General features: G+C 57.8%; 30 protein-coding genes and 3 pseudogenes. 21 read left to right on the forward strand and 12 right to left on the reverse strand.

The genetic code is table 11. The features are described from left to right. Positions 1 to 356: 356 nt before the first annotated feature. The 3 genes from HMUK_RS17105 (at position 357) to HMUK_RS16655 (ending at position 4,296) form a co-directional block, all read left to right on the forward strand. On the forward strand, positions 357 to 1,277 hold the full coding sequence (locus HMUK_RS17105; RefSeq protein WP_015762180.1) for an alkaline phosphatase family protein: 921 nt from the start codon (positions 357 to 359) through the stop codon (positions 1,275 to 1,277). Between the two features lie 94 nt (positions 1,278 to 1,371). Further along, positions 1,372 to 2,808: a sulfatase-like hydrolase/transferase gene (locus HMUK_RS16650; protein ID WP_015762181.1), complete on the forward strand. Its 1,437-nt coding sequence runs from the start codon at positions 1,372 to 1,374 to the stop codon at positions 2,806 to 2,808. A gap of 18 nt (positions 2,809 to 2,826) precedes the next feature. Continuing rightward, positions 2,827 to 4,296, forward strand: coding sequence for a flippase (locus HMUK_RS16655; RefSeq protein ID WP_015762182.1), 1,470 nt, complete (start codon positions 2,827 to 2,829; stop codon positions 4,294 to 4,296). A gap of 103 nt (positions 4,297 to 4,399) precedes the next feature. Here HMUK_RS16655 and HMUK_RS18130 read toward each other — a convergent pair. Then, positions 4,400 to 4,482, reverse strand: a pseudogene (locus HMUK_RS18130) (IS6 family transposase); the annotation flags it as partial. Between the two features lie 345 nt (positions 4,483 to 4,827). Here HMUK_RS18130 and HMUK_RS05765 point away from each other — a divergent pair. The 3 genes from HMUK_RS05765 to HMUK_RS05775 are packed head-to-tail and all read left to right on the forward strand — an operon-like array spanning position 4,828 to position 6,551. Beyond that, positions 4,828 to 5,292, forward strand: a complete 465-nt coding sequence (locus HMUK_RS05765; protein WP_015762183.1) for a dTDP-4-dehydrorhamnose 3,5-epimerase family protein — start codon at positions 4,828 to 4,830, stop codon at positions 5,290 to 5,292. A 3-nt stretch (positions 5,293 to 5,295) separates the two neighbouring features. After that, on the forward strand, positions 5,296 to 6,369 hold the full coding sequence (locus HMUK_RS05770) for a glucose-1-phosphate thymidylyltransferase (protein ID WP_015762184.1): 1,074 nt from the start codon (positions 5,296 to 5,298) through the stop codon (positions 6,367 to 6,369). A gap of 2 nt (positions 6,370 to 6,371) precedes the next feature. Further along, on the forward strand, positions 6,372 to 6,551 hold the full coding sequence (locus tag HMUK_RS05775; RefSeq protein WP_015762185.1) for a hypothetical protein: 180 nt from the start codon (positions 6,372 to 6,374) through the stop codon (positions 6,549 to 6,551). Here HMUK_RS05775 and rfbD read toward each other — a convergent pair. Continuing rightward, on the reverse strand, positions 6,548 to 7,438 hold the full coding sequence (rfbD, locus tag HMUK_RS05780) for a dTDP-4-dehydrorhamnose reductase (protein WP_015762186.1): 891 nt from the start codon (positions 7,436 to 7,438) through the stop codon (positions 6,548 to 6,550). The genes HMUK_RS05775 and rfbD overlap by 4 nt on opposite strands. A gap of 52 nt (positions 7,439 to 7,490) precedes the next feature. Between rfbD and rfbB the strand changes: the two genes are divergently transcribed. Together rfbB and HMUK_RS16660 are read left to right on the forward strand one after the other, a co-directional pair. Next, positions 7,491 to 8,417, forward strand: coding sequence for a dTDP-glucose 4,6-dehydratase (gene rfbB, locus HMUK_RS05785; protein WP_015762187.1), 927 nt, complete (start codon positions 7,491 to 7,493; stop codon positions 8,415 to 8,417). A 2-nt stretch (positions 8,418 to 8,419) separates the two neighbouring features. Further along, the gene (locus HMUK_RS16660) at positions 8,420 to 8,878 is read left to right on the forward strand and encodes an NUDIX domain-containing protein (protein ID WP_079979646.1); all 459 of its coding nucleotides are present in this window, start codon (positions 8,420 to 8,422) and stop codon (positions 8,876 to 8,878) included. Positions 8,879 to 9,121: 243 nt separating this feature from the next. Here the strand turns inward: HMUK_RS16660 and HMUK_RS17860 are convergent. After that, a pseudogene (locus HMUK_RS17860) lies at positions 9,122 to 9,407 on the reverse strand (UTP--glucose-1-phosphate uridylyltransferase); the annotation flags it as partial. Between the two features lie 187 nt (positions 9,408 to 9,594). On the opposite strand from HMUK_RS17860, the gene HMUK_RS05795 reads away from it, so the two are divergent. The 6 genes and pseudogenes from HMUK_RS05795 (at position 9,595) to HMUK_RS05815 (ending at position 13,979) form a co-directional block, all read left to right on the forward strand. Then, entirely contained in the window at positions 9,595 to 10,449 is an 855-nt protein-coding gene (locus tag HMUK_RS05795; protein WP_015762189.1) for an IS5-like element ISHmu1 family transposase, read from the forward strand. Between the two features lie 218 nt (positions 10,450 to 10,667). Continuing rightward, a pseudogene (locus HMUK_RS17865) lies at positions 10,668 to 11,000 on the forward strand (ISH3 family transposase); the annotation flags it as partial. Between the two features lie 144 nt (positions 11,001 to 11,144). Beyond that, the gene (locus tag HMUK_RS05800; protein ID WP_015762190.1) at positions 11,145 to 11,603 is read left to right on the forward strand and encodes a DUF4212 domain-containing protein; all 459 of its coding nucleotides are present in this window, start codon (positions 11,145 to 11,147) and stop codon (positions 11,601 to 11,603) included. Next, positions 11,600 to 13,288: a sodium:solute symporter family transporter gene (locus HMUK_RS05805; RefSeq protein ID WP_015762191.1), complete on the forward strand. Its 1,689-nt coding sequence runs from the start codon at positions 11,600 to 11,602 to the stop codon at positions 13,286 to 13,288. Before HMUK_RS05800 ends, HMUK_RS05805 begins: the two co-directional genes overlap by 4 nt. Beyond that, positions 13,288 to 13,758 carry a universal stress protein gene (locus tag HMUK_RS05810; RefSeq protein ID WP_015762192.1) on the forward strand — a complete coding sequence of 157 codons (471 nt, stop codon included), beginning with the start codon at positions 13,288 to 13,290 and terminating at the stop codon, positions 13,756 to 13,758. Before HMUK_RS05805 ends, HMUK_RS05810 begins: the two co-directional genes overlap by 1 nt. After that, complete coding sequence (locus tag HMUK_RS05815) at positions 13,758 to 13,979, forward strand: hypothetical protein (RefSeq protein ID WP_015762193.1); 222 nt, start codon at positions 13,758 to 13,760, stop codon at positions 13,977 to 13,979. Before HMUK_RS05810 ends, HMUK_RS05815 begins: the two co-directional genes overlap by 1 nt. A gap of 517 nt (positions 13,980 to 14,496) precedes the next feature. Here HMUK_RS05815 and HMUK_RS05820 read toward each other — a convergent pair. Next, positions 14,497 to 15,903: a signal recognition particle protein Srp54 gene (locus HMUK_RS05820; RefSeq protein WP_015762194.1), complete on the reverse strand. Its 1,407-nt coding sequence runs from the start codon at positions 15,901 to 15,903 to the stop codon at positions 14,497 to 14,499. Positions 15,904 to 15,995: 92 nt separating this feature from the next. Here HMUK_RS05820 and HMUK_RS05825 point away from each other — a divergent pair, with 92 nt between their 5' ends. Both HMUK_RS05825 and HMUK_RS05830 read left to right on the forward strand, forming a co-directional pair. Continuing rightward, complete coding sequence (locus HMUK_RS05825; RefSeq protein WP_015762195.1) at positions 15,996 to 16,370, forward strand: cupin domain-containing protein; 375 nt, start codon at positions 15,996 to 15,998, stop codon at positions 16,368 to 16,370. Positions 16,371 to 16,440: 70 nt separating this feature from the next. Next, entirely contained in the window at positions 16,441 to 17,091 is a 651-nt protein-coding gene (locus HMUK_RS05830) for a bifunctional 4-hydroxy-2-oxoglutarate aldolase/2-dehydro-3-deoxy-phosphogluconate aldolase (protein ID WP_015762196.1), read from the forward strand. A gap of 56 nt (positions 17,092 to 17,147) precedes the next feature. Here HMUK_RS05830 and ftsY read toward each other — a convergent pair whose 3' ends face one another. From ftsY to HMUK_RS05860, 6 genes are all read right to left on the reverse strand, one after another. After that, a complete protein-coding gene (gene ftsY / locus HMUK_RS05835; protein WP_015762197.1) occupies positions 17,148 to 18,251 on the reverse strand; it encodes a signal recognition particle-docking protein FtsY in 1,104 nt (367 codons plus the stop codon). Positions 18,252 to 18,258: 7 nt separating this feature from the next. Next, a complete protein-coding gene (pfdA, locus tag HMUK_RS05840; RefSeq protein ID WP_015762198.1) occupies positions 18,259 to 18,717 on the reverse strand; it encodes a prefoldin subunit alpha in 459 nt (152 codons plus the stop codon). Further along, on the reverse strand, positions 18,714 to 18,887 hold the full coding sequence (rpl18a, locus tag HMUK_RS05845; protein ID WP_015762199.1) for a 50S ribosomal protein L18Ae: 174 nt from the start codon (positions 18,885 to 18,887) through the stop codon (positions 18,714 to 18,716). The genes pfdA and rpl18a overlap by 4 nt, the downstream gene beginning before the upstream one ends. Before the next feature lie 173 nt (positions 18,888 to 19,060). Continuing rightward, a complete protein-coding gene (locus HMUK_RS05850) occupies positions 19,061 to 19,726 on the reverse strand; it encodes a translation initiation factor IF-6 (protein WP_015762200.1) in 666 nt (221 codons plus the stop codon). Positions 19,727 to 19,729: 3 nt separating this feature from the next. Next, entirely contained in the window at positions 19,730 to 20,008 is a 279-nt protein-coding gene (locus HMUK_RS05855; protein ID WP_015762201.1) for a 50S ribosomal protein L31e, read from the reverse strand. Then, complete coding sequence (locus HMUK_RS05860) at positions 20,008 to 20,160, reverse strand: 50S ribosomal protein L39e (protein ID WP_015762202.1); 153 nt, start codon at positions 20,158 to 20,160, stop codon at positions 20,008 to 20,010. Before HMUK_RS05860 ends, HMUK_RS05855 begins: the two co-directional genes overlap by 1 nt. A gap of 153 nt (positions 20,161 to 20,313) precedes the next feature. On the opposite strand from HMUK_RS05860, the gene HMUK_RS05865 reads away from it, so the two are divergent. Continuing rightward, entirely contained in the window at positions 20,314 to 20,823 is a 510-nt protein-coding gene (locus tag HMUK_RS05865; RefSeq protein WP_015762203.1) for a hypothetical protein, read from the forward strand. A gap of 73 nt (positions 20,824 to 20,896) precedes the next feature. On the opposite strand, the gene HMUK_RS05870 is transcribed toward HMUK_RS05865, so the two are convergent. Next, entirely contained in the window at positions 20,897 to 21,700 is an 804-nt protein-coding gene (locus HMUK_RS05870; protein ID WP_015762204.1) for a ZIP family metal transporter, read from the reverse strand. Between the two features lie 196 nt (positions 21,701 to 21,896). On the opposite strand from HMUK_RS05870, the gene HMUK_RS05875 reads away from it, so the two are divergent. Further along, positions 21,897 to 22,163: a hypothetical protein gene (locus HMUK_RS05875; protein ID WP_015762205.1), complete on the forward strand. Its 267-nt coding sequence runs from the start codon at positions 21,897 to 21,899 to the stop codon at positions 22,161 to 22,163. A gap of 8 nt (positions 22,164 to 22,171) precedes the next feature. Here HMUK_RS05875 and thpR read toward each other — a convergent pair whose 3' ends face one another. Continuing rightward, positions 22,172 to 22,732 carry an RNA 2',3'-cyclic phosphodiesterase gene (thpR, locus tag HMUK_RS05880; protein ID WP_015762206.1) on the reverse strand — a complete coding sequence of 187 codons (561 nt, stop codon included), beginning with the start codon at positions 22,730 to 22,732 and terminating at the stop codon, positions 22,172 to 22,174. 70 nt (positions 22,733 to 22,802) lie between these two features. Between thpR and HMUK_RS05885 the strand changes: the two genes are divergently transcribed. The 3 genes from HMUK_RS05885 to HMUK_RS05895 are packed head-to-tail and all read left to right on the forward strand — an operon-like array spanning position 22,803 to position 24,116. Next, positions 22,803 to 23,015 (forward strand): hypothetical protein, encoded by a 213-nt coding sequence (locus HMUK_RS05885; protein WP_015762207.1) that lies wholly within the window; start codon positions 22,803 to 22,805, stop codon positions 23,013 to 23,015. Between the two features lie 37 nt (positions 23,016 to 23,052). Next, entirely contained in the window at positions 23,053 to 23,829 is a 777-nt protein-coding gene (locus HMUK_RS05890; RefSeq protein WP_015762208.1) for a tetratricopeptide repeat protein, read from the forward strand. Beyond that, positions 23,826 to 24,116, forward strand: coding sequence for a DUF424 domain-containing protein (locus HMUK_RS05895; protein ID WP_015762209.1), 291 nt, complete (start codon positions 23,826 to 23,828; stop codon positions 24,114 to 24,116). Before HMUK_RS05890 ends, HMUK_RS05895 begins: the two co-directional genes overlap by 4 nt. Positions 24,117 to 24,137: the final 21 nt, after the last annotated feature.

A 24,137-nucleotide genomic window follows, 5' to 3' on the forward strand; every position in this document is an offset into this window, starting at 1 on the left:
TGGTAAGCTGCATTGTCTCAGAACGGGGATCAATCACCACTCGCCCAGAGTCCGCTATTCAACACGGCAGTCATCTCAATTATCCAAACTATATCGCATTCATCAAGAACAATACGCTTCCATTGGGGTCAACCTTTCGCGGATCACTTCCATAACTCCCATCGGGTTCCTAGATCAAGTAGCTGGAATGGTATCTAATCAACAGATAGCAGCTGGATTGTCCACACTAGAACGGATGGAGTGACATTTTAATGCGATCGTCAGCATTTTCTATTTGGATGTCCAATCATGTGTATGATTGAAAATGGACAGCATGGTATTAGCGTGTATGCAACTCAACGGATAAATTTTTCGAAATGAAAGAGACGAAAGAACTTATCAGGGAAGTGTTCAATTCCTTTTGGTTTGGGGCCACAAGTAGGTGGCCAGTAGGAACAAATATATATGAGCATGAATGGGACGTGTTAGTTATCCTTGATGCGTGTCGAGTTGATGCGCTTAAGTCGATTGAAAATGAATACAGTTGGTTAAACGGTACTGACGAGATCTGGTCAGTCGGTAGTTCTTCTCATGAATGGATGGCCAATACTTTCAGAAAAGAATATTTAAAAGATATTCGTGGTACTGGACTTATTACATCCAACCCATTTGCAAGCCGCGTTTTCGACGATAGGAACCACCCTCCACATGACTATACCACTCTGTTTGATATTGCATCATGGAATACGGTTGAGAGGCAAGACTTTGGCTCTACAGAATGGTGTTTTGGCCATTCACATGAGTTTGAGGATAGTTTTTCCCCTCCACCCGCGGAACACATGACTGAAAGAGGTGTAATAGCAGGAAGAGAACAGAATCTGGAACGGTTGATTATTCACTATTTTCAACCCCATCGTCCGTATATTCATAATGCTGTAAAGGATGGTACACTAAGCGATATTAATAAGTACCCATACGACTCATGCCGGAGCGGTGTGATCACTCGTTCCGAATTGTGGGATAGATATCTCGATAATCTTAGGTATGTCCTCGACAATGTTGGAGTCTTACTCCAAAATATCGATGCTGAAAAAGTAGTTATAAGTGCGGATCATGGTGAGTTATTGGGAGAGCTTGGTGAATTTGGTCATCCAGAAGGAGTACCCCATCCGAAATTGAAGAAGGTCCCCTGGGTAACAACAACTGGAAAAGATAATAAAACGATAACACCAAAAAACAATATTCAGATAAATAATAGGCCGGTTGAAGAACAGTTGGAAAACCTAGGATACTTATGATACTGTGAAGTACACTTATCAGAAGGTACTGAGATAGCGTACATATTTCAGAATGTATGTGCGAACAAAAGGCTATATCCGTCTTGAATAAAACATGACGAACATATTGTTAATTGTGATGGACAGTGTACGAGCGAAGAATACCTCATTACACGGATATAAGAGAGAGACAACTCCTTATCTTAAACAATTCGCTAATGGAGCAACTACCTATCAAGAGGCTAAAGCTCCTGGAGTGGATAGTGCGACATCTCATACATCCATATTTACTGGTTACGATGTCCCACAACATCAAGTTGTATCGGGTGAAGATACACTCAAAACGGGCCATTCCGCGTGGGAATATCTTACGAAGGATGGCTTTGAGACTGCGCTTTTTACGCCAAACCCATTTTTTTCCGATAGAGATATCGGTCTTGGAGAAGGGTTCGATAAGAAGTTCTTCGGAAAAGACTACGACTTGCCGTTTAGGCGGGGACTTAATCCAAGGAAATACACAAATAAAGGTGACGAGAGATGGATAGATTTCCTATATGATTCTATAAGAGAGATTCGGCCACTATCTTCGATAGGTAACGGATTAGTGATGAAAGCAGATGAAATTTCCCCACTTCTTATTGAACCGCACTATAATGATCGGCCAGCGAGTATCTTTGCATCTGAATTTACTAAATGGGTTAAGGACCAATCGGAACCGTGGGCCGCTTGCATAAACTTCATGGATGCACATACACCGTTTTTCCCAAAAAGAAAATTTGATAATTGGTCTGAAAGATACCACTGGAAGATTCAAGACAAGATAAATCCGCCATGGGATTTTATTTCTAAGGAAGAATCCTCCTGGAAATTTGAAGCACTAACTCCCCTCTATGATGCCAGCATAAGTCAGATAGACAGCTCAATTGGAAGAATAATAAATCATCTTAAAAAGGAGGGAAAGTATGATGATACCCTTATTATCGTGACTTCCGATCATGGGGAGGCATTCAACGATCAAAGCCGAGTCAAACCCGAGCTTAACCTAGTTCACCATAGTATCGGTATTCATGAGAGTTTACTTCACGTTCCACTTGTTATTAAATACCCACACCAAAATGAGGAAAGACACGTACACAAGCCAGTATCATTGACTGACTTATATAAATTAATTAAATATCCCGGAGACGATATTGGGATGGTTGATAGGCTACTAGATGAATCACCAATAATTTCAGCGATGCCTAGCTATCAGACTCGGTCTGATGGTATGATTGACAGGCTAGAAACACACGCACCAAACGCATCAACTTATAAAGGTTGGGCATACGCAATCTATGAGCAAAATGGTGATGGAATTAGAAAACATATCCAATGGGAAAACAGATCTGCTCTTGTAAAAATAGATGGCACGTATTCTTTTCGTGATGGACATCCAGACAAACAGATTCTCGAACATGCTACCAAACTTCAAGATGCTGATGTGGCGAGAAAACAAACTAACGAAGTTACTGCGGACATCGAATCACGTTTAACAAACCTTGGATACAGATAATAAGTCTGTTAACCAATAATGAGTGATAATAGAAATAGCTATTTGGCAACAATACTTGAAGGAGTAGGAGTGTATACAATTGGGAAGGTACTATCAAAACTTACATATTTTATAATTAATCTCCTCCTAACTAGTCTTTTGGGTGCATCTTTGTATGGAGTGTTTTCATTTGTGAAAACCATAATCAATTTTTCTTATCGAATAGGCAATCTCGGCACACATAAATCGATCCTTCGTTTCATCCCCATGTATAGATCGAAAAAGGACCGGGACTGGATTTTCACTGTGTCACTGGCCATAAATATTTTTTCAAGTATATCAATATCAGTTTTATTATACACTTCCGCTCCAGCCATCAATGAAATATCAATAAATCATGATTTTGGGACTGCCTGTATAAGAATATTCTCAGCTTATTTACCATTCCATATGATTACAAATTTATTTATTGACTTTTCGCGCAGTCTCAAGAAACCCATGCTACAGGCAAAAATTCAACATATTATTGTTCCTAGCTCCCGCCTTTTAGCTGTAGGAGTTGCTTTTATGATCTCTGGTTCATTATTAGATGTAGTTTATTTATGGATGTTTTCAGGAGTATTAAGTTTCTTAGTAGCGGTCTTCATTCTGGGGAGTCATTCCGGGGTTTCTTTATCAACTACATCGGACAAAGCCTCAATAAAAAAGTTCCTCAACATATCACTTCCATTGACATTCACAGAGATTGGATCTCTCCTTACGAAGCGTGTTGATATTCTTCTTATTGGGTACTATCTAACTAGTGAAGTTGTTGGCGTGTATAATATCGCTGCAGTATTAAGTGATATATTAACTCTTCCGCTTACGGCGGTGAATCAATTATTTCCCGCTGTTTCTTCTGATCTTTATCAGCAAGGAGATCTTGATGAACTGGAGAATGTCTATAGAGCAGTCACTCGTTGGGCATTCACACTATCATTGTGGATGGGTGCCGGGCTAATAGTATTCCGTAGTGATATCCTTGGATTGTTCGGCCAGGATTTTATAATTGGTAAAACAGTACTTCTTCTGTTTGTTATTGGTCAGGTACTGAATGCTTCCGCAGGACCAAGCGGATACTTACTTGCAATGAGTGGGAATCAATATGTTACCTTAGCTAACCAGGTCATATTAGCAATTCTTAACTTGTCATTTAATATAATTCTAATCCCAAGAGTTGGTTTTGTTGGTGCAGCAATTGCTACAGCAGCAGTTCTTGGACTTGTTAATATGATACGTGTTGTAGAAATATGGGTGTTAGAGGGGGTCCACCCATACTCAAGAGAATATTATAAACCGGTGGTTTCGTTTTTAGCGACGGTAGTATCTCTTATTATTATTCGAAGTATTCTACCATTATTTGTCTCAATGATAGTTGGCGCTATTATCGGAACGATAATATTCTACAGCATAATATATAGTTTGGGAATAAATGAGCTAGATAAAGAATTGATAATTAAATTGAGTTGATTCCAATACAGACAGACTCTAGGACAGCATCAACGACGAAGTATTGGGATTAAGACAAGCGATGAAGTCGCTGTATATAGTTCATCACCTCCTCTTCTGCCGTTCACCCGTTAAGCGCTTGATTCGGTCTTTGTGGTTGTAATGGTATCGAAACCGTCGCAACCACCGTCTCGCGCTGAATTGACTGCCCACCAGACGAATGAACGTACTCAATTCGCATCTTGCATACACCTAATTCAAGACCGCGCCGTGAATACGATCGACACCCAGTAATTCTAAGATAGCGATCGTCTACCTGATCGACGGCCCTGCCGTGTGAGGGACGAACCCCAAATAGCCGAATGTGTGTCGGGGTGCACTCGTTCTACTAATGTCTGGACTGTCTGTTTCCAACGCTTCTCTGAGCGGGTCTGCAAGTGCTATGAACACCACTCGCTACAGCTAGTTCACCTCTCAGTCCCTCAACTAGATAGTGCAGAGATAGTATATCGACCAAAAAAGGAATATGTATGCCGGAGCAAACCTTTAGTGATGATAAGCGGTGTAACCCTTCGCGACCTACAAACAAACACAGATGAACGTGGTCATCTGGTTGAGGTATACCGGGAAGACTGGGATGAGTACGATCCATCCCCACAAATGTCCTACTACTCGATGACTTATCCCGGCGTCACACGCGCGTGGCACAAACACCACCACGGCCAGATAGATCATTTCGTCTGCCCGAAAGGACGGATTAAGGTCGGCGTCTACGACGACCGCGAGGACTCGCCATCGCAGGGCGAGCTCGATACCTTCGTTATCGGTGAGCACAACCAGAAAGTCATCCGGATTCCGGGTGAGTGTTGGCATGGATTCAAGGCTATCGGTGACGAACCGGCATTCCTCATTAACTTCCCATCAAAGCTCTACGACTACGAAAACCCTGACGAAGAACGGCTCCCATATGATACAGACAAAATACCTTTGGACTGGGACGAAAAACCCAGCGAGTGACCAATGAAAGGCGTCCTTCTCTCAGGTGGCACGGGCTCACGCCTGCGCCCGATCACCCATACAGGGCCGAAGCAACTTGTACCAGTAGCAAACAAACCCGTTCTCGAGTACGCGGTCGAAGACCTCCGGGGCGCAGGTATCACCGAGATCGGCGTTATCCTCGGGAACAAAGGCCGTAACGAAATCCAGAAACTGCTAGGCGACGGCTCCGACTATGGCGTTGAGATCACGTACATTGTCCAAGGAAACCCCCTCGGCCTCGCACACGCTGCGGGCTGCGCGCGTGACTTCGTCGGCGACGACGACTTCGTGATGTATCTCGGGGACAACATCCTCAAATCGGGCGTCACCGATCTCGTCGAAAGCTTTGAGGCGGGTGACTACGGTGCCGGGATCGCGCTGCAAGAAGTCGACGACCCGCAGGCGTTCGGGATCACCGACATCGACGACCAAGGCAACGTCACAAAACTCATCGAGAAGCCCGACGAACCGCCAACGGATCTCGCGTTGATTGGGATGTACGTCTTCTCGCCGGCGATATTCGACGCTATCACGGAACTCGAACCGTCCTGGCGCGGTGAACTCGAGATTACGGACGCCATCCAGCGCCTCCTCGACGACGGGTACGAGATCGACTCGCACGTCGTGACGGGCTGGTGGAAAGATACCGGCAAGCCCGAGGACATCCTCGAAGCGAACCGTCTCGTGTTGAAAGACAAGGAACTGAATATATCAGGTACTATTGAGGACGGCGCAGAGACTGACGGCCAGATCGAACTTGCGGACTCCGCGATCATCGAAGCGGATGCGGTCGTCCGTGGACCCGTCTCAATCGCCGAGAACACGACGATCAAAGACGGAACGTACGTCGGGCCGTACACCTCGATCGGGGCAAACTCCACCCTGGAAGACATCCACATCGAAAACAGTGTCGTCATCGGCGACTCCGATATCACCGCCGACGGTCGGATCGTCGATAGTCTCCTCGGGCGCAAGGCGAACGTCGAGAGTGCGGCGGAACTCCTCCCGGAGGGGCGTCGTCTCGTCATCGGTGAAAACTCTCAGCTCAAACTCTAACGATGCGTATCATCACTCACACCTGTCCGGTCTGTGATACCGTCGTCGCGGCGAACGAACTCGAGGACAATCGCGTGATGAAGTGTCCGGGACTCCGCTGTCAGGAAGTGCTCCGCTTCGAGGAGCTTTCCGAAAACGCACGTGAGCACTTCCTCGAGTACCGAGAGCGCTACCAGATCTAGCGGAATGCGTCCCGGACTGCTTCAACATCCTCGCGTATCGTCGGCTGGGACCGCCCCAGCGTCGACTCTACATGTTCAACATTAAGACAGCTGTACGTTGGTCGTGTGGCGTCTCGTTCGACATCTTCTATCGACCCTTCGCTGAGCAGATCTTCACCAGCGTTGACGTACTCGGCGATCATCTCCCCAAACTCGTAGGGGGAGACACACGACGAACATGCAACGTGGAAGAGCCCAGTGGCGTCCTGCCCAATCAGATCGAGCAGTGTTTCGGCGGCCTGACCGGCACGTGTCGGCGTCACCCACTGGTCAGTGAACAGCGGAACGGTCTCGTCCGACTGGTGACGATTACGAATCCATGCTGGGAATCCAGTAAGGTCACCACGACTCCGGTGGATACCCCAGACGAACGAAAGGCGAGCGATAAGTGTCTCTGGCACTTCACCATGGACTGCCTGCTCGCCCACTAACTTCGACTGCCCGTATACTTGGGCTGGGTCAGGATCCGCCGACTCACTGTACGGTGTACGCTGTGTCCCGTCGAATACGTAGTCCGTTGACACGTGGATAAAGTCGACGCCATTGGCGTCACAGTCTGTGGCCAGCTCGCCTGGTGCATTACCGTTGAGTACGTATGCCTGTTCAGGATTTGTTTCACACCCATCAACATCCGTCATTGCAGCACAGTTGATGACCACGTCCGGGTCATGTTCAGCGAGGGTCTCGTCAAATGTGTCGTGTTCACCGAGGTCGAACTGCGTGAGCGGGATATCGAACGCTGGCTGTGTCGAGTGATAGGTTCCACAGACGTCCCACCCGCGTTGCTGACCTGCCAGTACGACGTTACTGCCTAGGAGTCCATTTGCACCGACGACGAGGAGTCGCATACTGTAGTGTTCCGACAGTAATGTAAATAGGTGCTGCGAACATGGGCTATACATGCGAATACTCGTCACTGGTGGTGCTGGGTTCATCGGCTCGAACTTCGTCCACCACGTCCTCGACGAACACGAGGATGATGAAGTGATCACGCTAGACGCGCTGACGTACGCAGGCTCGAAGGACAATCTCGATGGCGTACTCGACGATCCACGCCACGAGTTTGTCGAAGGAGACATCCGCGACCACGATCTTGTCACTGATCTCGTCGACGATATCGATGCAATCGTCAACTTCGCGGCAGAGTCCCATGTTGACCGGTCAATTGAAGGTTCGAAACCCTTCGTGACGACGAATGTTCAGGGGACGCAGACACTCCTCGACGCAGCTAACGAGGCAGATATCGATCGCTTCCTCCAGATTTCGACGGATGAAGTGTATGGCCAGATTCTCGACGGCAAGTTTTCCGAAAACGACTCGCTCAATCCTCGAAACCCGTACGCTGCAACGAAGGCCGGTGCGGACCTCCTCGCACAGAGCTTCCAGACGACCCATGATCTTCCCGTCCTCATCACGCGTACCTGCAACAACTTCGGCCCGCGTCAACATCCCGAGAAACTCATCCCAAAATTCATCCAGAACGCCGACAGTGGTGAGGAGCTGCCTGTATACGGCGATGGATTGAACGTCCGTGAGTGGATTTACGTTGAGGATAACTGCCGAGCACTTGATATTATTCTCCGAGAGGGTGATGTCGGCGATGTCTACAACATCGGGAGTTACGCCGAGAAAACGAACCTCGAAGTCACAGAAGCGATTCTGGACGCCGTCGATGCAGACGACGACCTGATCACATTTGTGGACGACCGCGCTGGCCACGACCAGCGGTACGCACTCGAAACCGAGAAGATTGAAGCACTCGGTTGGAAACCGGAGTACACGTTCGAAGAGGGTCTCGAACGAACAGTTAACTACTACCTCAACTGATCATGGCTGACACAGAGAAACCAATCCCTCCGATGGAGTGGCAAGCAATCGTGAAGAACGTCCCCATAGTCTCTGTCGATCTCGTCGTCGAACACGATGGCGGTGTGCTCCTTGGAAAGCGGAAAAACGAGCCCGCCAAAGGAGAATGGTTCGTGCCCGGAGGAACTGTACTGAAAAATGAGACGCGTACCGATGCAGTCCATCGCGTCGCCGACGAGGAAATTGGAGAACAAGTCGTCATTGACGAGTGTCTCGGAACATACGAACACTTCTACGATGCGTCCGAGATCAACGGCGTCGATTCGAAACACTACGTGGTGACCGCGTACCGATGCCATATCGAATCTAATAATTCAGATATCAGCAGCGACGACCAACACAGCGCATTCGAAGTGTTTCACCCTCCCTTCGACAAATACCATCCATACGTCGAACGCTATCTGAACGATCTTGACTACTGACGACGAGTACGACGACGAAGCCTTGAACTATGGACAGTGGCGTATGTTACGCCCATACTTCCCCTTCCTGTAACCGTCACTCAGCCTTGACCCAATTCTCGGGATAATCTTCGTCGATCCGTCACGCCTCAAGCCCGATATCATCAATCGTTCCCCCGCTCTGGATCAACAAGTCATCGCCTAGCTAATCTCAGTACCTCACAAAGCATCGCCAGTTAACCGGACCTGAGTCACCTGTTCTTTCTCGTGCTGGCGCCTCATTACGCTTCGAAGTTCGCCTAGAACACGTTGTCGCCGAGCATGAGTCGTCGTCGACGTGCTCCTCAACGGTGAACAGTGCGTGCGCGAGCCCCTGCTGTTCGCGCTAGTGGGCGTACATGATCGGAATCCTCTCATACGTATTGCCGTAGCGGTCGATGATCTTCTCGTTAAGATACCCCACGACGATGACGACGAACTCGTCAGCACCGTGCTCGGTGAGCGGCCGTAGTCACGTTACCTCACCCTCAGCTAACACGACAGCTTGCATACACTGAGAGTGCTGGGACACCCAGATATTTTTGTTCGCTTGGCACTCTGTTCACGAGCCCACCGCTGGACACGGGCAGCTTCAGCCCGCGTCCGGCTCCCGGTAGGTCGCTAGGATACTAACACCGCATGCGTTCGGGCGTGTTTAGACGCTAGTAAGAGCGGCTAAATGTCTAACTTACTAGGGAGTGAAGCGGGAAGACGAGTTTGTGTCCAGCAAACTCGCCCGCTTCACTGATCGGGTTGTCTCGCTTGCTCAAAAAGCCGTCGTCGGCGAACCAGATCCAGCGTACGAAGAAGGAGAAAACGGCTACGCAGATTGGGTGATCGTGGCGATTCACGGCCTCCGCGAGTATCTTGATCACACGTATCGGCGGTTGCTGGACGTGCTCCACGAGATGCATGGAATTGTCGCTAAACTCGACCTAGCGGTGGCTGATCTGCCTGATTTCACGACCGTGTGTGCGCGCAAGCAGGATCTGGAAATGCGTATTTGGCGCGTCTTGCTGCGGCTGTCGGCGGAGTTGCACGACCTCGGTGATGTTCAGGCAATTGACGCAACCGGCATGGATCGGATTGCTGCCAGCCAACACTACGCAAAACGGACGAACTACACGTTCGAGGCGGTGAAAACGACCCTTCTGAGTGACTGCAAGACTGGTGCGATCCTAGATATACATTGCTCGATGAAACAACCGCACGATTCCAAGATCGGCTGGCAGATGGTCAAACGCAATCTCGACAAACTGAATATTCTCACCGCCGACAAAGGCTACGACTGGTGGTTACTTCGCCAAAGACTGCGTGCAGAAGGCGTTAAACCGGTGATCAAGCACCGCGAATTCGGCTGGCACGGCATCGCCAACAATTTCTTGCAAGATGATACGATCTACCATCAACGCTCGAACGCCGAATCCACGTTTTTCGCGCTGCGACGCAAATACGGCGAGATCGTTCGGGCTCGAACCTGGTTCGGTCAGTTCCGCGAACTCGTTCTGAAATGTGCTGTCAGAAACATCGAACTCAGCGTCAGCCACTCATGACCGTGAAATCACGCGTCTAAACAAGGCCTATTAGAGTATATACCTCGCGCCTTCTGCCCAACTATTGTACAGCTAAATTCGCGCTTAAGTCCGTGCTTTCGACATCCGACGATTCTATACAACCTCAGATATATGAATAATATTTGGTGGGAATTATTGTATGACAGGCACCTACTATCTAAATTTCACTATATCACAAAGCCGATTAGATAGAACGTCTGCTTGCTGATGGTGGATTCAAGACCAAGCAAGCAGGTGAAATCCACGAAGACCAACTCCATATCCTTCTCATCAACACGCTCAGCGATAAATTGACTTGACATCGGCGCTAGGCTGAAATCGAAGCTAAGGAGATCTACGAGGTTCTCATCGAGATATACACCGACGGACCTCGGTCTCTACGCTGTGTGGTTCCAGTGAGAACTCACCGCCTACGAATACGGTTCTCTACCATCTCCGGACGAAGTTCGAGCCGGACCAACTTGTACGAGTCGCTAACACACTCCTTCGGCGAGATGTCGTCGAATTTTCCCGAGTCAGTGGTGGTCTGTGTGCCATTCACAGATTTCACCCGAGAAGAATCGAGCACCCCCGCCCTTTCAGCGTCTCCAGTTCAATGACCTTTGTTTGAACACTACCACCCATTTCGACCATAGAGTTTTCAAACAGGCGTTAGTACCGGCCCAGTGTACATCATGAAAAATGGTGATGCTGGCAGCGACAGGACAGTCGACTCGTCGGCCGACGAGTCAACGACCGATTCGGAACCGCGGCCGGACGGCGGCGTCGCGACCGGCGACGAGGTGGCGTACCTCGACGCAGAAGTCAACATCTTCAGTCCGTCGACGCCGTTCATGCGCGACCACCTGCGGATCATCTGGTCGGGCTTCGTCGCGTGGCTGCTCATCGTGTTCGGCCCGGTGTCGCTGACGCCGATCATCCCCGGCGTGATGACGGCACCCATCCCGGTCATCGGGTTCCCGCTGCACTACTTCCTGGTCGGGATCGGCGCGCCCGTCGGCGCGTTGCTCCTGTCGATCTGGTACGCCCGCAAGCGTGACGCCCTCGACGAGGAGTACGGGATCAGCCACGAGACCGAGCCCGAGCCGGAGACGGAGGTCGCGGCCGCGGCCGACGGAGGGACGGCCGAATGAGCGGGCTCCTCCTCCAGTCGGGCCTGCTCCCGGAGGGGCTGGAGATTTCCTTCAAGCTCATCCCCGGGATCATGGTCACGGCCATGCTCTTGCTCTTTCTGGCGGTCGGCTACGTGTTCAAGGTGGCAGACACCGAGGGCATGTGGGTCGCCGGCCGCTCGATCGGCAACGTCGAGAACGGGATGGCGATCGGCGCGAACTGGATGTCTGCGGCCTCCTACCTCGGGATGGCCGCGACGATCGCGCTGTTTGGCTTCTACGGACTGGCCTTCGTCGTCGGCTGGTCGACGGGCTACTTCATCCTCCTGATCTTCATGGCCGCCCAGATGCGCCGGTTCGGGAAGTACACCGCGCCGGACTTCGTCGGCGACCGGTTCAACTCCGACAGCGCACGCGCGATGGCGGCCGTGACGACGTTCCTCATCGGGTTCGTCTACGCGATCGGTCAGGCCCGCGGAATGGGGCTGGTCGGACTGTACATCTTCGGCGACATCGGCATCCCCGGGCTCTCGGGGTACCAGTCGATGGTCGTGTTGATGATGGCGATCACGGTCGGCTACCTCACGCTGTCGGGCATGCTGGGCGCGACCAAGAACATGACCGTCCAGTTCGTCATCCTCATCGTCGCGTTCCTGGCCGGCCTCTACGCGGTCGGGTACACCCAGGGGTACTCGACGGTGTTGCCCCAGCTCGAGTACGGTCGACTGATCGGCGCGCTCAGCGCCGAGTTCAGCGAGCCGTTCACCACCGAGAGCTACTACACGTGGATCGCGACGGCCTTCACGCTCGTCGTCGGGACCTGTGGCTTGCCCCACGTACTGGTGCGGTTCTACACGGTCGAGAGCGAGCGGACGGCCCGCTGGTCGACGGTCTGGGGCCTCTTTTTCATCTGCCTGCTGTACCTGAGCGCGCCGGCCTTCGCCGCCTTCGGGACCGACCTCTACGCCAACGAGATCGGTGCCGTCTACGGCGATCCCGGGATGTCCAGTGCCGCGGGCGACGTGATCGTCGTGCTGGCGACCCAGCTGGCGGGACTGCCAGAGTGGTTCGTCGGCCTCGTCGCTTCCGGCGGGATCGCCGCCGCGATCGCGACGACCGCCGGCCTCTTTATCGCCGGCTCCTCGGCGATCTCTCACGACATCTACAAGGGACTGATCAACCCCGACGCGACTCAGCGCCAGCAGGTGTTGGTCGGTCGCCTGAGCATCGTCGCGCTGGGCGTCATCACGACGCTCGCGGCGCTGGATCCCGCAGCACCGATTGCCGCGCTGGTGACCTACGCGTTCTCGCTCGCGGGCTCCGTGCTCTTCCCGATGTTCTTCCTCGGGCTCTGGTGGGAGAACACGAACCGACAGGGCGCACTGGCCGGGATGTCGACCGGCCTCGTCGTCTGGCTCATCCCCATGGTCAACGAGGTGGTCCCGAGCTACGGGCTCCTCGCGGGTGCAGCCGGCTCTGACGGCGTGCTCTCGGCCACCCTCGCACAGTGGCTCCCGGCGATCGGCTCGGCGCTCGTCGCCGCACCGCTGGTGTTCGTCGTCACGATCGCCGTCTCGATGGCCACAGAGGAACCGCCACTGGAGACCAAGCGGATGGTTCGCCAGTGTCACAGTCCGGAACCGATGGGACAACAGCAGACGGCCGAAGAGGTCGTCAGCGGTGCGGAAACGCCGGGTGATGACTGATGTACGACAACATCCTCGTGCCGACGGACGGTAGCGACACGGCCGAAAGCGCAGTCGAGCACGCGATCGACATCGCCGCGAAGTACGACGCGACGCTACACGCGCTCTACGTCGTCGACATCGACGCGACCAACTACTCGCTGGGCACCGAACAGATCGACCGCATCCGTCGGGGCGACCTCGACGAGATGACGGAAGTCACCGACGAGGCCGAGAAGGCCACCGGCTACGTGGTCGACCGGGCGGCCGAGCACGGTCTGACCGTCGAGGAACACGTCACGGCTGGCCAGCCGGCCCGAGCGATCCGGAAGTTCGTCGAGGACAACGAGATCGACCTCGTCGTGATGGGGTCGCACGGCCGGTCGGGGCTCTCGCGAGTCGTCCTGGGCAGCGTCGCCGAGAAGGTGCTGCGCCGGACTCGCCTGCCCGTCCTCGTGGTCGACGCACACGGGGAGGGCGACGAGGCCTGATGGGCGTCCTCGAGACGATCGGCGAACACGTCCGGGAACACCGCTCGGGCATGCTGGTCGACCTGGCCTTCGCCGTGATCTGGGTCACGGTCGTGACCCTGCTGTTCGATCTGCTGGCCGGGCCACAGTGGGCCTACTACCTCACGATGGGAGCCGGCGTCCTCGCCTACTACGGCTTCTTCTGGTCGCTCGCGGCGGCCAGAAGTGAAGGCGAGGGCTGACAGCAGGGAAAGACCCGGTCCAGAAGCAGCAACTGATCGATTGCAGACACCGAAAGCCCTCGCGGCGATTGACCGCTCCGAGACTCGCTGCGCTCCAGCAGGTGCTTGCTTCGTCTGGGAGGGATCAATCGCCACTCGCCCTTCCATCCGCCAGGCAAGTAGTACGCCAAACCGGGAGACTCCTGGCGGATGGAAGGGCGAGTGCAGTTCCGGGAACCCGGACCTCACAAGCACCGCAGGAACGAGGAGAGCAGTGTGGGTCCCGGGAGTCTCGTGAGCGGAGCGAACGAGACCTCGAAAGACGAGCGTAGCGAGTCTTTCGGTGGCGGAACTGCACGAGGGCTTTCGGTGTCCTGTGCCCGATATTGACCCATTATCGAATGCCACGCCAGAAAGCGGAATCGCTTTTTTCCGGCCGGCGTAGTCGGGGGTATGACGCGGCCGCTGTTCGTCCAGTCGCCGTAGCTCTACGTCCTCTTCGAGACGGCGTGTCTGCTGGCGCTGCGGGAGAGAGGAGTCAGTCGCCGAAGGGGCCGCCACCGCCGCCCATTCCGCCCATGCCGCCGCCGGGGCCGCCGCCCTGCTGTTGCATCTGTTGCATCATGCGTTCCATGTCGCCCTCGCCCATCCCCTGGAACTGGTTGAGCATCTGGTCCATCTGCTTGTGCTGCTGGAGCAGTTCCCGGATGCGTTCCTCGGGCTTGCCCGATCCGCGGGCGATGCGCTCGGTGCGGGACTGGCCGACGACGCGGGGATTTTCCAGTTCCTCCTCGGTCATCGAGTCCATGATGACCTCGAAGTCACGCATCCGCTCCTGGGTCACGTCCATGGCGTCGTCGGGCAGCTGGTCCATGAGCCCGCCGCCCAGCCCGGGGATCATGTCCATCACCTGGTCTAAGGGCCCCATGTTGTTCATCGCCTCCATCTGCTTGCGCATGTCCTTCAGGGTAAAGGAGCCCTCCATCATGTCCTCGGGCTCCCAGTCGCCCTCCTCCTCGCCGGTCTCCTCCATCGCGCGCTCGACGCGCTCGGTGAGCTGCTTGAGGTCGCCCATGCCGAGCAGCCGCGAGATGAACCCCGACGGCTCGAAGCGCTCGATGTCCTTGACCGTCTCGCCGGTCCCGAGGAAGGCGATGGTGGAGTCGGTCTGGTCGACGGCCGCCAGCGCGCCCCCACCTTTCGCCGTGCCGTCGAGTTTCGTGATCGCGACGCCGTCGATGCCGATGGCGTCCTCGAACTCCTGGGCCTGGTCCTTCGCGGACTGGCCCATCGCGGCGTCGATCACCAGCAGGTTCCGGTCGGGCTGGACTTCCGCACCGATGCGCTCGATCTGGTCGATCAGCTCCTCGTTGAGCCCGTCACGACCGGCGGTGTCGACGATGCGCACGTCGGCGTCTTCCGTCGCCGCCAGCCCCTCGCGAGCGATCTCGACGGGATCGTTCGAGTCCTCGTCGCCGTAGAACTCGACCTCGGCGTTGTCGGCCATCTGCTTCGACTGGTCGTACGCGCCGGGACGGTCCGTGTCGGTCTGGATCACCGCCGGCCGCAGCCCCTTCTTCGAGAACCACCACGCCATCTTTGCCGCGGTCGTAGTCTTCCCCGACCCGTAGAGGCCGGCGAGCATGATCGTCTGGTTCTCCAGCGGGATCTCGGTGGACTCTCCCACCAGATCCACCAGTTCCTCGTAGACGATGCGCAAGACCCAGTCTCGCGGGGTCGTGCCGGCGGGCGGTTCCTCGTCTAACGCTCGCGATTTGATACCGTCAGAGAGGTCCTGGACCAGCCCCACGTCCACGTCCGCTTGCAGCAGCGACCGCTGGATCTCCTTGACGATGTCCTCGATGTCCTCCTCGGAGATGCGGGACTTGCCACGGAGATCGTCGAGCGTCCCCCGCAGGGAACTGCCCAGATCGTCGAGTACCATTTGACGGAGATACGCGACCCCGTCGTTAAAGCCTTTGTCTGCTGGGTCGCCCTCTCGACACCTACATACCCGCGCCGGCCGTGTCGCCGGGCGTGGCCTACCACCAGATCGACCCCGACGAGATCGACGCGACCCCGGACTACCCCTGTGATCGACGAGCAGTCTCCGACCAAGTGGACACGTCGCTGCTCCACCTCGCGCGCTACACCATGGCCCCCGGCGAGCAGCTCCCTCGCGTCTACCACGCACACCGCCAGCGCGAGGAGGCGTTCGTCGTGCTCTCGGGGACCCTCCACGTCGAGACGCCCGACGAGGCGTTCGTCGTCCCCGAGGGCGAGGTGTTCCTCGCCGAGCCCGAGAGCCCTCATCGGGCGTACAACCCCGACGACGCGGACGAGTCGGTGACTGTGATGGGGACTGGTGCGCCGAAGACCGACCCGGCGATCCCCTACGACGACGCGGAGTGAAGCGTCCGGGGTTCTCGGATTCGGCGGGCAAAGAGATGGGCTTTAGTCGCCGCCCCCCACATCCTCGCTCATGACGAACAAACAGGCCGTCATGGACAGCATCGTCGACAGCGGCGTCACCGCAGTCATGCGCGGGATTCCCGAGGACGACATCGTCGACGTGGCCGAAGCCATCCACGCGGGCGGCGTCACCGCACTCGAACTGACCGCCGACGCCAAGCGTTGCAGCGAGATGATCGCGAAGGTCGACCGCGCGCTGGCGGGCACGGACGCCGTCATCGGCGCGGGCACCGTCATGGACGGCGCCGCCGCGCGCAACGTCATCGAGGCCGGCGCGGAGTTCGTCCTGGCACCCAATCTCAACGAGGAGGTCATGGAAGTGTGCAACCGCGAGAGCGTCGTCGCCATCCCCGGCGTCATGACGCCGACCGAGGCCGACGCGGCGATGGCCGCCGGTGCGGACATCCTGAAGATGTTCCCCGCCTCGACCGTCGGCCCGGACCACATCGGCGCGCTCCAGGGCCCGCTCGGTGACGTGCCGATCATGCCGACCGGCGGCGTCTCCGCGGACAACGTCGACGACTACTTCGACGCCGGTGCGGTCGCGGTCGGTGCCGGCTCCGCGCTGGTGAACTACGAGGCCATCGAGGCCGGCGACATGGACGGCGTCCGCGAGCAGGCCGCGGAGTTCGTCCAGGCCGTCGAAGACGCCCGGAACTGATCGCCGACGGCTCTCGTCGACGCGGAGACCGCGTAAAAGACAGAGTGCCGGCAGCGTCAGGCGTCGAGCAGCCGGTCGACGACTTCTTCCGGATCGAACCGTTCGAGATCGTCGTACCCCTGGCCGGTGCCCAGGAAGAGGATCGGTTTCCCGGTGACGTGTGCGATCGAGATCGCCGCCCCGCCCTGTGGATCGGCGTCGGCTTTCGTCAACACCGCGCCGTCGATCTCGGCGGCCTCGTCGAACTCGCGGGCCCGGTTGACGGCGTCCTGTCCCGCGACTGCCTCGTCGACGAAGATGGTCATGTCCGGATCGATCACGCGGTCGATCTTCTCCAGTTGGGCCATCAGATCGTCCGAGGTGTGGAGCCGGCCGGCCGTGTCGCCCAGCACCACGTCGGTGTCGTTGGCCTCGGCGTACTCGACGGCGTCGTAGATCACCGCGGCCGGGTCCGACCCCTGTTCGTGCGAGATCAGCGTCCGATCGAGGTTGTCGGCGTGCTTCTGGAGCTGTTCGTTCGCGCCCGCGCGGTAGGTGTCGCCGTTGGCGAGTACGGTCGAGAGCCCCTGTCCTTCGAGCCGTTCTGAGAGCTTGGCGATGGTCGTCGTCTTCCCGACGCCGTTGACGCCGGTGAAGATGATGACGACCGGCTTGTCGGCCGCTCGAATCCGCTGCTCGAAGTCGAACTGGCCGACGCTGATCACGTCGTACAGCGACTCGCGGAGCGCGTCACGGACGAGATTCCCCGTACTGGAGAGCCGACGGCGCGTCTCGCCGACGAGGTTCTCCTCGACGCCCGAGAGGATCTCTCCGGCGACGCCCATCTCCACGTCGCTGGAGAGCAGAGCGAGCTCCAGATCGTCGAGGTGGTCCTGGAGGTCCTCCTCGTCGATGATCGACTTGCCGGTGGCGAGGATCTTGGCTTTCTCGGTCAGGCCACGGTCGTCCTCTTCCGACGCATCGTCCGTGTCGGCCGCCGGAGCGTCCGCCGTGGCCGCGTCCTCTGTGGGAGCGGCGTCCGTCTGTTGGGCACCGCTCTCGGGTGCCGCGCTGTCGGCCTCGGCAGCGTCTTCCTCGATGGCCTCCTGTGCCTCGTCGTCGACGTCTTCCTCGACGTCGGAGGTGAAGCTACCGAGCTTGTCTTTCAGTCCGTCGAACATCGGCCCCTTACTCGTCGTCGCCTTCTTCCTGCTGTTGCATCATCTGCTGCATCTGCTGTTGTTGCATCTGCTGGGCCTGCTGTTGCATCTTCTCGGCCTCGGTCTCGAGCTCGGCGATGTCGGATTCGAGGTCCTCGATGCGGTCGTCGATGGTGTCTTGCTTCGTTTCGAGGCTGTCGATGGCTCCGGCTTCCGCGCGCTCTGCGGCGTAGCCGCCACCGAGCGAGACGATGACCTCGTCGATGTCCTGAATCTCGGCGCGGAGGTAGGCGTCGCCACCCAGCGGGACCTGCACCGTGTCGCCGCTGTCGAGCGTCTCGATGGCCTCGATGGCCTCGTCGATCTCGGTCTGCTCGTTGCGCAGGGACTCGATCTCCTCTTCGATGGCTTCCTGCTCCTGTTCGATCTGTTCGATCTCCTGCTGGATCTGCTGCATCTGGCCGCCACCGCCGCCACCGCCCATCATTGTGCCACCTCGCTGATCTCGACCTGCGTGCGCTTGAGGCCGTGCTCCGAGCCGAAGGCGGCGAACGCTCGGTCTCGCGCGACGTTCTCGTTCGGTGCTTCGACCGTCTTCTCGAAGGGCTGGTTGCCGTCACGGGATTCGAACGTCCCGGTGACCGTAAATTCACTCATGCCTCTGGATGCGGCGGGGATAGGGAAGTATCTTCTCCTTGCGCGACAGCGAACGGGCGTCGCCGATCGATTCGCGCCCAGCGCACGGCGTTCGTCTGAGACTGACGGTACGTGCGAAACGGTGTGGCCAGAGCGCCACCAAGAGAACGGCAGAGCCGATCGCCGACGGAAAACTAGTCGATGTATCCCAGTGCGTCCTCGATCCGACCCAGCTCCGGACCGGACGTGTCGTCGCCGACGACGTAGCCGTTGGTGTTTGCCAGCAGGCCAGAGCCCACCAGCGGTCCGCCGTAGTTGACCGTTCCAATGTCGGCGGGCACGCCCAGGAGCGCTTCGAGGGCGTCGAGCTCCGGGTCCGTCGACTTGGGGTGACAGAGGACGCCGCGGTTCGTCGCGACGGCGGCGGTCCCGACAGTCTCGACGTCGGCGAGCGTCCCCCGCTCGACCGGCACGTCGAGTGCGTCCTCGACGACCGAGACGGCTTCGTCCGAGAGATTCGCGTGGACGTACGCACCGGTGTCGTTACAGAGCACCACGTTCCCGGCGGCGTTGATCCGGCCGGGGAGTTCGTAGACCGGGAGGTCGACGGCGTCGATGATCCGGTCGATCTCCCGGTCGCGGACGCGACTGGAGACGAGGAGTCCGTTCTCGTTGCCGGTCGCGAGTGCTCCGACGGTGCCGGAGCCGCCGACGTTAGTCGGGACGACCGGCACGTCGAGTTCGGCACCGAGTGCGTCCTGTAGCGACTGCTCGATGTCGGGGCGAACCAGCAGACAGTCGTCCGTCGCCCGTGCGAAGACACCGACGTACGACGAACCCGAGAAGGCCGCGCGGAGCAAGATTTACTCTGCAGTCTCGGCTTCCACGACGTTCTCGCCCTCTTCGTCGAATCGGGCGGCGCGTACGCGGAGCTTGCTCGGCGGGTTCGACCGACCGCGTTCCCAGATCGCTTCGTTGATCGATGGGTCGAGGCGGACGGCGTCCTCGTCGACGGCGAAGTGCTTCGCGAGGTGTTCGCGGACGATGGACATCGCCTTGTCTGCCTTCTTGTGGTTCGCTTCTGCGTCTGCGTCGCGGAGCGGAACGGTGACGACCCGTTCCTCGAAGTCGTTAGCGCTCATTATTCGTCAGTGTTGCCTCGTCGCCAGTTGCGACGCTTGTGGTTGCGCTGGACATCGCGGTCGGTCTTGAGCATGACCCACGCGGGGATGCGGCTGTTCTGGCGGTCGAGCTTTGCCAGGCGCTTCTTCTGGGCTTTCGATTTGTTGCTCATGATGTGCGTCTCTTCCGCGCCGTAGCTTAAATGTGTGTTCTTTTCGGTCAGCGTCGGTCCCACCGTCGACTGCCACGGCGCTGTGCAGGGAGTTATCAGAGATGGAAACTGGCCAGACAGTATTATGCTGTTGTGATCGTGATAGTATCAGCAATGAAAAGGCGGAGATTTCTGCGTTCTACCGGCGTCGCAGTGTCGCTTGGAGCCACCGGTTGTCTGGGACTGGGTGGAGAAGCGATCGTGAGCGTTCAGGAGAGCGTCCGCGTCGAGCCCGGTAGCGGCTGGGTCGAGAAGATACCGGACGTATCCGACACCGGCGGTGCCGTCTCGTACACGGTCCGGTCGGACGACCGCCGCTTCGACGTGTATCTGTTCGTGGGCGACGACCAGTACGAGCACTACGACGCGTACGTCAAAGACGAGGAGCCCACCGAGACCCCGGGCGGCCACGAGGAGTTCAGCAAGGCCGCGGTCCCGAAGCCGGACGACGAGTCGACCTACGAGGCGTCGACCCAGAACGGCGCACGGGAGTCACTCGACGTGGCCGGCCCGTACTACTTCGTCGTCGACCACTCGAACTATCGGATGGAGAACCGCGTCGACGAGTACGGCGAGCCCCTCAGCGCGTTCGTCGACCTCGAAGTCGTCAAGAATCGCATCTAGGCGACGGGAGTCGCCGAAATCGCGGCCCTCGCCGTCGTGTGGTCGACCGGCCAAATTCCGACGACCGTCCGTCTCAGACGAACGCCAGTGGCACCATCAGGAGGACGCCGGCAACCGCTCCGGTGACGAGTTCCTTCCGACCGCCGTCGGGGAGGTCGCGCCCGTATTCGAGGGCTTCCGGAACGAACTCCGTGACGACGAGATACACCATCGCCCCGGCTGCGAAGCCGAAGCCGAAGGGCAGAAACTCCCGTGCCAGTCGGACGAACGCGAAGGCGATGACCGCACCGATGGGCTGGGGCAACGACGAGAAGACGGCCCACCACACCATCTTCCACTCGCTGACCCCCAGCGTCCGCAGCGGGATCGAGATGGCGACGCCCTCGGGGACGTTGTGGATCGAGATAGCGACGGTCATGAACACCGCGAGCACCGGGAGTCCGAGCCCGAGGACGGTGACGGTCTCAGCGCCGGCCAGCCCCAGTTCGGCGAAGCTCACGCCGACGGCGACGCCCTCCGGGAAGCTGTGGACCGTCAACACCCCGAGGATGAGGACGAGCTTCTTGAAGTCGGCCTCCTCGAACGCCTCGGGGTGGTGGTCGTAGGAGTCGACGACGCGGTGACCGACGACCACGAGCACGACCCCCGCCAGCAGTCCGGGCACCAGCAGAATCGGCGACCCGTAGGCGAGCCCCTCCCGGACGAGTCCGAACAGCGACGCCGAGACCATGATCCCGGAAGCGACGCCCCACAGCGCGACGTTCCAGCGATCGCTGAAGTCGTCGACGACGAAAAACGGGATCGCGCCGAGCCCCGTGGCCAGCGCCGTGAGCAATCCAGCGACGAAGACCAACACGAGATTCTCGACGAGGGCCATATCGGATCTTGCGGATACGACGCCATAAGACCTATCACGAATCCGATGTTTTTGGGAGCCCTAAATCCGGCGGCAGTCCTAATACACTTTCAACTGTTACGTCGTCCTTGTACTGGTGGATCCCGGTATAATACATCGAACTGTACTAACCCCCTATTGGAGAACGCTTATACAAGATTTCGTGGAATTCAGAAACATGTCTACGGTGAAGCCGCCGAATAGTGAAGGTACGTTCGTTATCGAGAGTGCAGTCAGAGACGACGGCTCGGTGACGGTCCGGGAGGCCGGCACGACCACGACGCACCACGTCGTCGACTACGCCGACTCGCTCGTCCGCGAGAAGTTGGCGGCCCGGCCGGTCGGCACCACGGTCAGGCTCGCACTCGCACCGGCCGACCCGACGGGCCAGGAGTGGATCGCGACCCGGATCAAGCCGGGCGCACCACTCGGGCTGGGTCCCTGATCGGCCGGTCACGACAGCGGCACCGACGCGATCGTCGAGTACAGCGGCCCCGCGTCGGTGTGGACGCTCTCGGTCAGTCGGATCTCCTCGACGCGGCGCGTGCCCGCAGTCGGATCGCGCTCGCGAACGAGCTCCTGGACCAGTTCCTTGTCACCGGCGTGGTTCATCCGGGCGAGCGTGACGTGTGGCGTGAACTCGTGGTCGGACGGTTCGAACCCCATCGCGGTGGTCCGGTCCTCGATCGCGTCGTGGAGGCGAGTCAGCTGCTCGCTTCCGGCGTCGACGCCCAGCCACACGACGGTGATGTAGTCCAGACTCGGGAAGACGCCGAGCCCCTCGAAGCTGACGGTGAACGGACCGACGCCGCTGTCGGCGACGGCCGCGTGTAGCTCCTCGACGAGCTCGTCGACGCGGTGGGGCTCGGTCTCTCCGAGGAACTGCAGGGTGACGTGGGCCTGCTCCGGGTCGACGTGGTTCAGGCCGCTGGCGTCGACGAAGGGTTCCTGGACCGTGGCGACCGCCTCGGCCAGCCCGTCCAGTCCGACGCTGACGAACAGTCGCTTGCTCATACGGAACGATCGGGCGTCGCTGACTTGAGTCTTCCACAACCACTATTTCGCCCGCCGCACACGAGCCGATATGGAAGACGTTGCCGCCCTGCAACGGACCGTCCGCCGCTGTACGGCAGTCGTCGTGGTCGCCGTGGGACTCCTGGTCGGGGCCGTCAGTCCGGGAAACGTCCCCGTCGCCGCGCTCCTCGTCGTCGGTAGTCTCCTGTACCTCGCTGTGAGTGCCGTCTACGTTTCGCCAGACGCCGCCGAGCCCGACGCGACCGCCGCGGACGGCGAGTGACGTAGCCCTTAACCATCCTGACCGCCAACCCCGGAGTATGACTGATCCAGAGCGCGACGACCACGAGTTCTCCTCGGGGCAGGGTTTCGACGAGCCCTACGAGGGGTTCGACATCGATCCGCCCGAGCTGGCCGTCGACACGGACAAGGTCGATCCGGTCGACTCCCGAGTCGTCACCGACATCCTCGACGAGCAAAACGTCCCGACCGACGCGGTCGACGCCGAGAAACTGCTCGACGTGGGCGTCTCGTACGTCCACATCAACCGCCACGAACAGGCCGCCGAGACCTTCGAACGGGCCGCCCGATTCGCCGACGACGAGCGGATCGAACAGGAGGCCTGGACCAACAAGGGCGCGGCCCACGCCGAGATGGAAGAGTGGGACGCCGCCATCGGTGCCTACCGGGAAGCCCTCAACGTCGAGGAAGAGAGCGACGCTGGCGGTGCGCTCGGGGACGACGCGCCGAGCGCGAGCAACGAGCACGCGGCCACGGCCGAGACGAACCTCGCGTACGCGCTGTGGGAGTCCGGGCGGACCGAACAGGCGCTCGAACACGCCGAGCGGGCGGTCGAGATCGATCCACGGTTCGCCGAAGCCTGGTACAACCGCGGTTTCTTCCTGCTGGAGCGTGGGCTGGCCGAGGACGCCGTCGACGCCTTCGACAACGCCACCCGCCTGGGCTTTCGCAACCCCGACATCCTCGAAGAGAAGGCCCGCGCATTAGAGGAGATGGAAGAGTACGAGCGCGCCGAGAAACTGGTCGAGGAAGCCGAAGAGATGCGCGAAGAGGCCGAACAAGAACTGCTCGAATGATCCTCAACGAACGCGAGACCGACGAGGGGACGCTGGTCTCCGTGTGCGATCCCGACATCATCGGCGAGACCTTCGACGACGGCGAGATCTCGCTGACCGTCGACGAGGGGTTCTACGACGGGGAGGAAGTCGACGAGCAGACCGTCCTCGACAGCCTCTCGCAGTGTACCGTCGCCAATCTCGTGGGCACCGAGACCGTCACGCTGGCAGTCGAACACGGGTTCATCGACGAGGAGAACGTGCTGGACATCGACGGGACGCGGCACGCACAGCTGCTCTGGATGTGACGGGACAGGGATCGTCGAGTG

It is taken from the genome of Halomicrobium mukohataei DSM 12286, from assembly GCF_000023965.1.
Lineage (GTDB): Archaea > Halobacteriota > Halobacteria > Halobacteriales > Haloarculaceae > Halomicrobium > Halomicrobium mukohataei.